The following is an 11451-nucleotide window of genomic DNA, read 5'->3' as shown; positions in this document are numbered from 1 at the left end:
AAAGAAAAGCCGCGTGTGATCGGGCTTATCTGCGGGCAAGTTTTGCCGATTTTGCGACCAGCATCTGACGCCGAAGCGGGCTGAGATGGTCGACATACAGCTTGCCGTTCAGATGGTCGATCTGGTGCTGCACCGATGTCGCCCAAAGCCCGACGAAGTCGCGTTCCTCCAGCACCCCCTGATCGTTCAGAAAGCGCACGGTGACGGCGCGGGGACGTTCGATGCGGGCAAAGACGCCGGGCAGGTTCGGGCTGGCTTCGTCATGGGCGCGAAACTGCACCGAGGCATGCAGGACCTCCGGATTGGCCATGCGCACCGCCTGTCCGCGCTTGTCCGACGCATCGACGACGGCCAAGCGTTGCAGGATGCCGATCTGCGGCGCGGCCAGACCCACGCCCGGCATCGCGTCCATGGTGTCTATCATGTCGTCCCAGATCATCCGCACGGTTTCCGTGATCGCCTGAACCGGCTCGGCCGGGACATGCAGGCGGCGGTCGGAATAGGGGATGAAGGGACGGATCGTCATGGCTTGGCCTTTCTGGGATCCGCGCCCGCTATCACGGAGGGGCGTGAAGGTAAATCCGACCTGTCGGCGGGTCCGGCGCATCGACCGGGCCGGGTGCTGCGGGATATGCCGGTCTGCCCCGTGGCTGCCCGCTGCCGCGCACGCCGGGGGCCTGCGCAAAGGCCACCCATTCATGCGGCGGGGGGCGCCGCCGCAACATTGACGCCATCCCCACCATGCGCCCCAGAAGGAAGCCCAGCAGCCCGGTGCAAAAAAGGGTCAGGACGAACATCGGCATGCTCCACGCCATTGCATGGGAACATCCCTAGAACAAAACTGCCAAGATAAGTTTAACGCGCGACCTCGGCCCCCGAGGCCGCCAGACGGTCGATGATCAGCACACCGTCCAGATGGTCGGCCTCGTGCTGGGCGATGCGGGCATCCATGCCGGTCAGGAAGGTTGTGGTCAGGTTGCCCATCAGATCGTAATGGCTGACCGAGATATCGGTGGGCCGGGTCACGGCGACCGGCTGGCCGGGGATCGACAGGCACTGTTCGTCAAGCGTTTCGACCGGGCCGCTGATCGGCGTGATCTGCGGGTCCAGAAAGATGCGCGGCTGGGGCGCGCCGTTCTTCCAGCCCGAATCCATCACGAAGATGCGGAAGGGTTGGCCGATCTGCGGCGCGGCCAGTCCCCGGCCCTGCGCGTGATACATCGTCACCAGTAGATCGCCCGCAAGCTGGCACAGGCTGGCCCAGTCCAGCACGCCCACCGCTTCGCAGACCTGCCGCAGCATCGGATCGGGATGGATCAGCACCGGGCGGATGCGCCCGGTTTGCGCCAGCAGGGCCGGATCCGGGCCCTGCGGAGCCATTTGACGTTCCTGACCCGTCAGGGGCCTAGGCACGGGCGCGCTCGCGTTTCAGCTTGACCATGCGGCGGGTGATCATCTGCCGCTTGATCGGGCTGAGATAATCCAGAAACAGCCTGCCATCCAAATGGTCGATCTCGTGCTGGGCGCAGGTGGCCCAAAGGCCGTCGAATTCGCGTTCCTGTGTCTTGCCGTCCAGACCCAGCCATTCGACGCGCACCTGCGCAGGGCGGGTCACATCGGCATATTGGTCGGGGATCGACAGGCAGCCTTCCTCATAGGTGTTCAGACCTTCGGACGACCATGTGATCTGCGGGTTCACCATGACGATCGGATTGCGCGCCGCCTCGGGGTCTTTTTCGCAATCCATGACATAGACGCGCGACAGAACACCGACCTGCGGCGCGGCCAGACCCACGCCCGGCGCGTCATACATCGTCGCCAGCATATCGGCGGCCAATGTCTCGATCTCGGGCGTGATGCGGGCCACAGGGGCGCAGATCTTTTTCAGCCGCGGATCGGGATGAAGGAGAATGTTCAGCGTCGTCATGCGTATCATCTAGGCGAAGGGTTGGAGCGGCGCAACAAGGCGTTATTCTGGTCCCGCAATTCAGGAGGAATGCCGATGTCGCTGACCAAGCCCGCCCCCCGCACCGCCGTCGATTTCGATGAGCAGATCGACCGTGTGGGGACTGCCTGTTCGAAATGGGACGACATGCAGAAATACTATGGCGTCGATCCGGCGGACGGCATCCCGATGTGGGTGGCAGACATGGATTTCCGCCCGCCCGCCGTAGTGCAGAACGCGGTCGAGGCTGTGGCGCGGCATGGAATCTATGGCTATCCGGGCGGCAATGCGGCCTATACCGACGCGATCTGCTGGTGGATGCAGCACCGTCACGGCTGGCAGGTGCAGCCCGACTGGATCATGACGGTGCATGGTCTGGTGAACGGCACGGCGCTGTGTGTCGATGCCTTCACCCAGCCGGGCGATGCGGTGGTGCTGATGACCCCGGTCTATCACGGGTTCGCGCGGGTGATTCGCGCCAATGGCCGTGACGTGACGGAATTTCCCCTGGTGCAGGCCGAGGGCGAATACCGCATGGACTGGGAAGGCTGGGCCGCGCTGATGACCGGACGCGAGCGGATGCTGGTCCTGTGTTCGCCGCACAATCCCGGCGGGCGGGTCTGGTCCGAGGCGGAACTGCGGCAAGTGGCCGAATTCTGCGCCGCCCATGACATGATCCTTGTCTCGGACGAGATCCATCATGATCTGGTCATGCCCGGCGCGCCCCGGCATATGGCGACCGCGCTGGCCGCGCCGGAAATCGAAAGCCGTCTGGTGACGCTGACGGCGGCGACCAAGACCTTCAACATCGCGGGCGCGCATATCGGCAATATCATCGTGTCCGATCCCGAACTGCGCGGCGCGATGGCGCAGAAGCTGGCGGCGCTGGGCATCTCGCCGGGGCTTTTCGGGCTGCATATGGTGGCGGCGGCCTATTCGCCGGAAGGTGCGGCATGGGTCGATGAACTGGTCGCCTATCTGGACGGCAACCGCCGGGACTTCGACAAGGCGGTGAACGCCATTCCGGGGCTGCGCTCGATGCCGCTGCAATCGACCTATCTGGCGTGGGTCGATTTTTCCGGCACCGGCATGGATCAGGACGAAATCCGCCGTCGCATTGCGGAAGATGCCGGGATCGCCGCCAGCGATGGCATCAGCTTCGGGCAGGGGGGCGAGCAGTTCATGCGCTTCAATCTGGCGACGACCCACGCGCGGGTGCAGGACGCGGTCGCCCGGCTGGCCCGCGCCTTTGGTGATCTGCAATAACATGCGGCGGCTGGGCGGTATCTTCGCGGCGCTGTCGCTGCTGTTTCTGACGCTCAGCGGCTGGTTGTTGCTGGCGCCGGGGCCGCTGGTGCCGGTGGCGCCGCCGGATTACCGGCCGCAATCCGCGCCCGAGCTGACGACGCCCATCCAGCGCATCCTGATCGAAAAGGGCGCGCGGCGGATGACCGTCTATCAGCAGGAGGGCCCCGCGAAGATGTTCCAGATCGCATTGGGCTTTTCGCCTGAGGGCACGAAGTCGCGGCAGGGCGATGGCCGCACGCCGGAAGGCATCTATCGCATCGACCGGCTGAACCCGCAAAGCCGCTTTCACCTGTCGCTGGGGCTGGATTACCCGCAGCGTCAGCACCGCGAGGCCGCGCGCAAGGGCGGCTTTGATCCGGGCGGCGACATCATGATCCACGGCCAGCCGAACCAGATCCCCGCAGGCTACCGGGTCAAGGGCGACTGGACCGAGGGCTGCATCGCCGTCACCGATGCCGAGATCGAGGAGATCTTCGCGTTGGCCCGCATCGGCACCGAGGTCGAAATCCGGCCGTAAGACGCCGCGCTTGCCCCCGGCAATGCCCAAGGATAAGGCATGGGCATGACCTTGCATCGTTACGCCCCGCATCTGCGCGCGACCTTCGCGCTTGGTCTGCCGCTTGTCGGCAGCCACATCGCCCGCATGGCCATCGGCGTGGCCGATACGGTCATGGTCGGCTGGTATGGGGTCGAGGAACTGGCGGCGCTGGTCATCGCCACATCGTTTTTCCACATCCTGTTCTTTCTGGGCATGGGCTTTGGCATCGCGGTGATGGGCGTCATCGCCGCCGCCATCGCCCGCGGCGATGAGGTCGAGGTGCGGCGCGCGACCCGGATGGCCTTGTGGCTGTCCTTGGGATTTGCGGTTCTGGTCCTGCCGTTGATGCTGTTTTCCAGACCGATCCTGCTGGCGCTGGGGCAGGCGCCGGTGGTGGCCGATCTGGGCCAGCAATATCTGCGGATCGCGGGTTTCGGCCTGTTGCCGGTGCTGTGCGCGCTGACGCTGAACAGCTATCTTGCCGCGATGGAGCGGCCGCAGATCGTGCTGCTGATCACGCTGGTCGGCCTGCCGATGAACGTGTTTCTGAACTGGGTGCTGATCTTCGGCAATCTGGGCGCGCCCGAACTGGGGGTGCAGGGGGCGGCGATTGCCTCGGTCGCGACGCAGGTGGTGCAGATGCTGGCGCTGATCGGCTATGCGGCATGGCTGCCCTTGGCGCGCAAGTACCGGCTGTTCCAGCGCTTCTGGAATCCCGACTGGTCCGAGATGCGCCGGGTGTTCGTGCTGGGCCTGCCCATCGGGCTGACCATGGTGGCCGAGGGCGGGTTGTTTGTCGGCTCGAACGTGATGATGGGCTGGATCGGCACGCATCAACTGGCCGCGCATGGCATCGCGCTGCAGATCTCCTCGGTCACGTTCATGCTGCATCTGGGGATGTCGAATGCCGCGACGATCCGCGTGGGACAGGCCAAGGGCCGGGGCGACGCGCCATGGATGCGCGATGCCGCCCATACCGTGATCGCCGTGTCGCTGGTTCTGGCGCTGATCTGCGTGGCGGTGTTCGTGCTGTTTCCGCAGTTCCTTGTCGGGCTGTTTCTGGACCCGGCCCAGCCCACGACGCCCGAGTTGCTGCGGCTGGGGGCCAGCCTGATGTTCTTTGCCGCGCTGTTCCAGCTGACCGACGCCATGCAGGTGATCGGGCTGGGGCTGCTGCGCGGCGTACAGGATACCCGCGTGCCCATGGTGCTGGCCGCCATCAGCTATTGGGTGATCGGCATGCCCGTGGCTTATGGTCTGGCCTTCGTCGCAGGGCTGGGCCCTGCCGGGCTGTGGCTGGGTCTGGTCGTGGGGCTGAGCGTGGCGGCGGTTTTGCTGATGCGGCGCTTCTGGCGCGGATTTGCGCGCGGGGACTGGACCCGCGCCGCGCCCGCGCGCTAGTTTCGCCGGCAAAAGGAGATCCGCCATGCGTCCGGTTTTCGTCCAGTTCCGCTGCACCCCCGGCAAGACCTATGAGGTCGCCGAGGCCATCTATGACCGCGAAATCGTCAGCGAGCTTTATTCGACCTCGGGCGAATATGACCTGATGGCCAAGATCTATGTGCCCGAGGATCAGGATGTCGGGAAGTTCCTGTCGGACAGTCTGTTCGACATCCCTGATATCCGCCGCACCCTGACCACCATGACCTTCAAGGCGTTCTGAAGGGTGGGGCGCTGCCCCCGTCCCTGCGGGACTCCCCCGGGGTATTTCGCAAACAAGGAGGCCGGGCAGCGGCGCCGTGCCGCATGTCGGCGCGCGGGGTTTTGTGGCTAGGGTCCGTGCATGGATGAGCAGGACGGCGATCAGGGCGCTGCGGCGCGGCTTTTGCAACCCGAGCGGCAGGCGCTGCGGCATGCGGCCTGGGGCTCTGTCGCGGCGGGGCTGGTCTGGCTGCCCATGGCGTTTTGCGCGGCGCAGGCGATTGGCGGGCTGATCGACGGTCGTGGGCTGCGGCTGGTTTGGGTGGCCGGGCTGCTGGGCTTTGGCCTGCTGCGGTTGGGCGTTGCGGCGCTGGCCGAGTGGGCCGGTCAGCGTGCGGCCAGTGCCGCCTTGGGGCGGTTGCGGCGCGAGGTGCTGACCCATGTGGCAAGGCGGGCGGTCTTGCCGCGTGCCGGGGCGTTTGCGTCCGTGGTGGGCGAGCAGCTGGCGCTGATCCGGCCCTATGCGTTCCGCTATGGTCCGGCGCGGTTGCGGGCGGCGGTCGTGCCCGTGGCGGTGCTGGTCTGTGCCTTTGCGACGGCTTGGGCGGCGGGGCTGATCCTGCTGATCGCCGGTCCCGCGATTCCGCTGTTCATGGCGCTGATCGGCCATGCGGCGGGCAAGGCCAGTCGTGAACAGCTGGACCGCATGAGCAGCATGGGCGCGTTGCTGTCCGACCGGATCGGCGCCTTGCCCGATATTCGTCTGCTTGGCGCGCAGGGCGCGCTGGCCGACAGTTTCGCCACCGCGGCCGAGGCCTTGCGGCGGCAGACCATGCGGGTTCTGGGCATCGCGTTCCTGTCCTCGACCGTGCTGGAGCTGTTTGCCGCGCTGGGGATCGCCATGATGGCGGTGTTTTGCGGGTTTTCGCTGCTGGGTCAGATCGGCTTTGGCACATGGGGCGCGCCGTTGGGCACGGTGCAGGCGCTGTTCTTGCTGCTGATCGCGCCCGAGTTTTTCCAGCCCCTGCGCGATCTGGCGGCGGCATGGCACGACCGGGCGGCGGCGGATGCGGCGGCAGGCGCGCTGCAGCGCGAGATGGCCGAGGCTGCGATGCTGCCCGAGGCTGGCGCGGGCGGTCTTGCGCTGCGGGGCGTCAGGCATCGCGGCATCGCCTATGATCTGGCCTTGGCCCCCGGAGAGGCGATTGCCGTGACCGGGCCCAGCGGGTCGGGCAAGACCACGCTGCTGCGCCTGCTGGCCGGGCTTGAGGTTGCTGATCAGGGCAAGGTTCTGCGGCCCCTGCATCCCGGCTGGATGCCGCAGGCCGTGCATTTTCTGGACGACACGCTGGAGGCCAATCTGCGCATGGGACGCGCGGGCGATCTGGCCGAGGCGCTGTCGCTGGCGGCGGCGGATCATCTGGTCGCGGGCTTGCCCGAGGGGCTGGCGACCCGGCTGGGCGAACGCGGCGCGGGGCTCTCGGGCGGCGAGGCACGGCGGCTGACGCTGGCCCGCGCGCTTTACGCCCGCCCCTCGGTCATTCTGGCCGATGAGCCGACCGCCGATCTGGACCCGCAGACCGCCGCCGATGTCACGCGCGGGTTGCTGGCCGCGCATCGTGCCGGGGCGACATTGGTGGTGGCCACGCATGATCCGGCGCTGGTTGCCGCGATCGGGCGCGAATACCGGATCGGGGGCGCATGATGCGGCAGATCTGGCGCGTGATGGCGGCAAGTGGCGGGATGCGGCGGGCATTGGCCCTGGCCGTGCTGGTCGTGATGGCGGGGGTCGGTCTGCTGATGCTGTCGGGCTGGTTCATCAGCGCGGCGGCGATTGCCGGAGCGGGGGCGGTTTTCGATGTGTTTCGGCCCGCGGCCTCGGTCCGGGGGCTGGCGCTGATCCGCACCGCCGCCCGCTATGGCGAGCGTGTGTTGGGCCATGATGCGACCTTGCGGGCGGTTGCCGGGCTGCGCGGGGCGGTGCTGGCCGGGCTGGGCGCCTTGCCTTGGGATGCCATGCAGCGGCTGCGGCGCGGGTCGGCGCTGTCGCGGGTGGTGGCCGATACCGATCTGCTGGACGGGCTGCCTTTGCGCATCGTTCTGCCTGCTGCGGCGGGGGCTGCGGTTCTGGCGGCCAGTTTCGCGCTGATGGTCTGGCTGGCTGACTGGCAGGTCGCGGCCTGGGTCGTGGGCTGCCATCTGATCGCCACGCTTGCCGCTGGCCTGTGGGGGCTGCGGCGGTCGGGTCAGGTGGCCGCCGGTGCCGTGGCCGCCGAGCGCGCGTTTCGCAGCCATGCGCTGGATCTGATCGCGGCGCGGGACGATCTGGCGGTTTACGGCCAGCTTGACGCCCAGATCGACCGGGCCATGCAGGCCGAGGCGCGGGCGTGCCGGGCAAATGCCGTGCTGGAGGGCACCGAACGGCGCGTGGCCATGGCGCAAGAGCTGGCGCGGCTGGCCGCGATGGCGGGTGCGCTGGTGCTGGGTGCGCAGGCGCAGCTTTCCCCGGCGATCATCGCCATGTGCTTTTTCGCCGGGCTTGCGCTGGCCGAGGCGACCGCACCCATGCGGCGCGCCGTGGCCGATTGGGGCCGCATCCGCGATGCCGCATCCCGCGTGGCACCGATGCTGGGACGGCCGGCGGCCCGGATTGCGCCGCCGCAGCCTGCCTTGCCGCTGATCGTGGACGGCATCCGCATCGGACCGGGGCAGATGCTGGGGCTGCAGGGCCGCAGCGGTGCGGGCAAATCGACGCTGCTTTCGCAGATCGCCGGGCTGATCCCGCCCACCGCGCCGATCACGCTGGCGGGGCGTCCCGTGCAGGACTGGTCCGAGGCCGAACTGCGCGCCGTTCTGACGCTGGTGCCGCAGCGCCCGGCGCTGATTGCGGGCAGCTTGCGCGACAATCTGGCACTGGCCGATCCGGCGGCGACTGATGCCCGGATGCAGCGCCTGCTGGACGCGATGCGGCTGCCCTATCCGCTGGATCACCGGCTGGGGGATGGCGGGCAGGGCCTTTCGGGCGGCGAGGCGCGGCGGCTGGCCATTGCCCGTGCCTTGCTGCGCAAACCGCTGATTCTGTTGCTGGATGAACCCACCGAAGGATTGGATGCCGCACTCGCAGATGTGATAATGCGTGAAATCCTTTTGATTTCATGCGACATTTCCGTCGTGGCTGCGTCACATCGCCCCTGCGACCTGCGCGCAGCTTCCGCTGTCATTCGATTGGAGTAGATTTTCCGCGCATACAGGAGAAAGCCATGGACATTGGTGTTGTCGAGCTATCGCGCCTGCAATTTGCGGCAACCGCGCTGTTTCACTTTTTATTCGTGCCCCTGACGCTGGGGCTATCCGTCATCGTCGCGATCATGGAAACGGTCTATGTCATGACCGACCGTCCGATCTGGCGGCAGATGACCAAGTTCTGGGGGATGCTGTTCGGCATCAACTTTGCGCTTGGCGTCGCGACCGGGGTGACGATGGAATTCCAGTTCGGCATGAACTGGGCCTATTATTCGCATTATGTCGGCGACATCTTCGGCGCGCCGCTGGCCATCGAAGGGCTGATGGCGTTTTTCCTTGAGGCCACCTTCGTCGGCTTGTGGTTCTTTGGCTGGGACCGGCTGACCCGCCGCCAGCACCTTGTCGTCGGCTGGCTGGTCGCCATCGGCTCGAATTTCTCGGCGCTGTGGATCCTGATCGCGAATGGCTGGATGCAGTTCCCGGTGGGGGCCCAGTTCAACCCGATCACCATGCGCATGGAGCTGGTCAGCTTTTTCGACGTGGTGTTCAACCCGGTCGCACAGGCGAAATTCGTGCATACCGTCAGCGCGGGCTATGTCACCGCCTCGGCTTTCGTGCTGGGCGTCTCGGCGTGGTATCTGCTGAAGGGCCGCCATATCGATCTGGCGCGACGCTCGATCGCGGTGGCCTCGGCCTTCGGGCTGGCCTCGGCGCTGTCGGTCGTCGTGCTGGGTGACGAATCCGGCTATGACGCGGGCGCGAACCAGAAGATGAAGATGGCCGCGATCGAGGCCATGTGGCACACCGAACCCGCGCCTGCGCCCTTTACCGTCATCGGCTGGCCCAATCAGGAAACCCGCGAGACCAAATGGGCGCTGCATATCCCCTATGTCATGGGCCTGATCGGCACGCGGTCGCTGACCGAGGAAATCACCGGCATCTATGAGCTGGAACAGCAGGCCGAGGCGCGGGTGCGCAATGGCATCAGCGCCTATGATCTGCTGATGCAGATCCAGGACCAGCGGGCCACCGGCGTCGATCCGGCGCTGCTTGAACGGTTCCGCGCCGTCGATGCCGATCTGGGCCACGCGATGTTGCTGAAAGCCTATGTCGATGATCCCCGGCAGGCGACCGAGGAGCAGATCAAGGCCGCCGCCGCCGACACGATCCCGACCGTCTGGCCGATCTTCTGGGCGTTCCGCATCATGGTCGGCGTCGGCATGGTGCTGATCGCGGGCATGGCCTATTTCTTCTGGCGTGCCTCGTTCAAACGCATGAGCTTTCCGCGCTGGTCCCTGCAGGCCGCGCTGGTGATGCTGCCGCTGCCGTGGATCGCCGCGGAAATGGGCTGGATCGTCGCGGAATATGGCCGTCAGCCATGGACCGTGGCGGGCGTGCTGCCCACCGCCATGTCGGTCAGCCACCTGTCCGTCGCCGAGGTAGCGCTGACGCTGGCGGGCTTCTGCGTGATCTATACCGCGCTGTTCGTCGTCGAGATGGGCCTGATGGTGAAATACATCCGCAAGGGCCCGCATGAGGATATCGAGGTCACCCGCGACTGGATGACCCGCCATCGCAATCTGCTGAGTTCCGGCCTGACCGAGGTGCAGAAATGATCCTGTTCGAACTTGTCCCCTTCGAGGCGCTGCGCGTCATCTGGTGGCTGCTTCTGGGCGTTTTGCTGATCGGCTTTGCGCTGACCGACGGCTTTGACATGGGCGTGGGCGCATTGCTGCCCTTTGCCGGAAAGACCGATACCGAACGCCGGGTCATCATCAACACGGTGGGCCCGGTCTGGGAAGGCAATCAGGTCTGGTTCATCCTTGGCGGCGGCGCGATCTTTGCCGCATGGCCGCCGCTTTATGCGGTCAGCTTCTCGGGCTTCTATCTGGCGATGTTCCTGATCCTCGTGGCGCTGATCCTGCGCCCGGTGGCCTTCAAGTATCGCAGCAAGCGCGAGGGCGAACGCTGGCGGCGCAACTGGGACTGGGCGCTGTTCATCGGCGGCGCGCTGCCGGCGCTGCTGTTCGGCGTGGCCGTGGGCAACGTGCTTTTGGGCGTGCCGTTCCACCTGACGCCGGATCTGATGCCGATTTATGACGGCGGGCTGTTCGGCAAGCTGTTCGGATTGCTGCGGCCATTCGCGCTGCTGTGCGGGGTCGTGTCGCTGGCGATGCTGGTCATGCATGGCGCGGGCTGGCTGGTGCTGAAGACCGATGGCGCGGTGCAGGCACGGGCGCGCGACTTCGGCCAGAAGGCGGCGCTGGTGGTGCTGGTCGGCTATGCGCTGGCCGGGCTGTGGCTGGCCTTTGGCATCAGCGGCTATGCCTTCGTGACCGAGCCGCCGCATGACGGCCCGTCGAACCCGCTGCTGTCCGAGGTGACCCGCAGCGCCAGCTGGTTTGCCGCCTATGGCGAGCGGCCATGGATCGCGATCGCCCCGGTGCTGGGCTTTGTCGGCACCTTTATGGCGCGGCGCGCACTGGTCGGGGGCGAGGTCTCGCCGCTTTTGTGGTCGAAACTGGGGATCTTCGGCATGATCTCCTCGGTGGGGCTGGTGATGTTTCCGTTCATCCTGCCCTCATATCTGGATCCGAACAGTTCACTGACGGTGTGGGATGCGTCCTCGTCGCATATGACGCTGTTCGTGATGCTGGTGGCGGGGGTGATCTTTCTGCCGATCATTCTGGCCTATACCGCATGGGTCTATCGCGTGCTGTGGGGCAAGGTGACGGCGGATGCCGTCGAAGACCCGCACAGCCATTCGTATTAAGGA

General features: G+C 66.4%; 11 protein-coding genes. 8 read left to right on the top strand and 3 right to left on the bottom strand.

Annotated elements, in window-relative coordinates:
- Positions 1-25: 25 nt before the first annotated feature.
- From def (GL284_RS00440) to def (GL284_RS00430), 3 genes are all read right to left on the bottom strand, one after another.
- Positions 26-526 (bottom strand): peptide deformylase, encoded by a 501-nt coding sequence (gene def, locus GL284_RS00440; protein ID WP_155042681.1) that lies wholly within the window; start codon positions 524-526, stop codon positions 26-28.
- Between the two features lie 329 nt (positions 527-855).
- Positions 856-1380, bottom strand: a complete 525-nt coding sequence (locus GL284_RS00435; protein WP_155042680.1) for a peptide deformylase — start codon at positions 1378-1380, stop codon at positions 856-858.
- A 25-nt stretch (positions 1381-1405) separates the two neighbouring features.
- Entirely contained in the window at positions 1406-1927 is a 522-nt protein-coding gene (gene def / locus GL284_RS00430; RefSeq protein ID WP_155042679.1) for a peptide deformylase, read from the bottom strand.
- A 75-nt stretch (positions 1928-2002) separates the two neighbouring features.
- On the opposite strand from def (GL284_RS00430), the gene GL284_RS00425 reads away from it, so the two are divergent.
- The 8 genes from GL284_RS00425 (at position 2003) to cydB (ending at position 11448) form a co-directional block, all read left to right on the top strand.
- Positions 2003-3211 carry a MalY/PatB family protein gene (locus GL284_RS00425; RefSeq protein ID WP_155042678.1) on the top strand — a complete coding sequence of 403 codons (1209 nt, stop codon included), beginning with the start codon at positions 2003-2005 and terminating at the stop codon, positions 3209-3211.
- Between the two features lies 1 nt (position 3212).
- Positions 3213-3770 (top strand): L,D-transpeptidase family protein, encoded by a 558-nt coding sequence (locus tag GL284_RS00420; protein ID WP_155042677.1) that lies wholly within the window; start codon positions 3213-3215, stop codon positions 3768-3770.
- A gap of 45 nt (positions 3771-3815) precedes the next feature.
- Entirely contained in the window at positions 3816-5192 is a 1377-nt protein-coding gene (locus GL284_RS00415) for an MATE family efflux transporter (RefSeq protein ID WP_155042963.1), read from the top strand.
- 25 nt (positions 5193-5217) lie between these two features.
- Complete coding sequence (locus tag GL284_RS00410; protein WP_155042676.1) at positions 5218-5454, top strand: Lrp/AsnC ligand binding domain-containing protein; 237 nt, start codon at positions 5218-5220, stop codon at positions 5452-5454.
- Positions 5455-5574: 120 nt separating this feature from the next.
- Positions 5575-7137 carry an ATP-binding cassette domain-containing protein gene (locus GL284_RS00405; RefSeq protein WP_155042675.1) on the top strand — a complete coding sequence of 521 codons (1563 nt, stop codon included), beginning with the start codon at positions 5575-5577 and terminating at the stop codon, positions 7135-7137.
- Positions 7134-8666 (top strand): amino acid ABC transporter ATP-binding/permease protein, encoded by a 1533-nt coding sequence (locus tag GL284_RS00400; protein ID WP_155042674.1) that lies wholly within the window; start codon positions 7134-7136, stop codon positions 8664-8666. The genes GL284_RS00405 and GL284_RS00400 overlap by 4 nt, the downstream gene beginning before the upstream one ends.
- A gap of 26 nt (positions 8667-8692) precedes the next feature.
- Positions 8693-10291 (top strand): cytochrome ubiquinol oxidase subunit I, encoded by a 1599-nt coding sequence (locus GL284_RS00395; protein WP_155042673.1) that lies wholly within the window; start codon positions 8693-8695, stop codon positions 10289-10291.
- The gene (gene cydB / locus GL284_RS00390; protein WP_155042672.1) at positions 10288-11448 is read left to right on the top strand and encodes a cytochrome d ubiquinol oxidase subunit II; all 1161 of its coding nucleotides are present in this window, start codon (positions 10288-10290) and stop codon (positions 11446-11448) included. Before GL284_RS00395 ends, cydB begins: the two co-directional genes overlap by 4 nt.
- Positions 11449-11451 lie beyond the last annotated feature (3 nt).

The organism is Paracoccus shanxieyensis (assembly GCF_009711265.1).
Lineage (GTDB): Bacteria > Pseudomonadota > Alphaproteobacteria > Rhodobacterales > Rhodobacteraceae > Paracoccus > Paracoccus shanxieyensis.
This window is presented reverse-complemented; position numbering and strand designations above follow the sequence as displayed.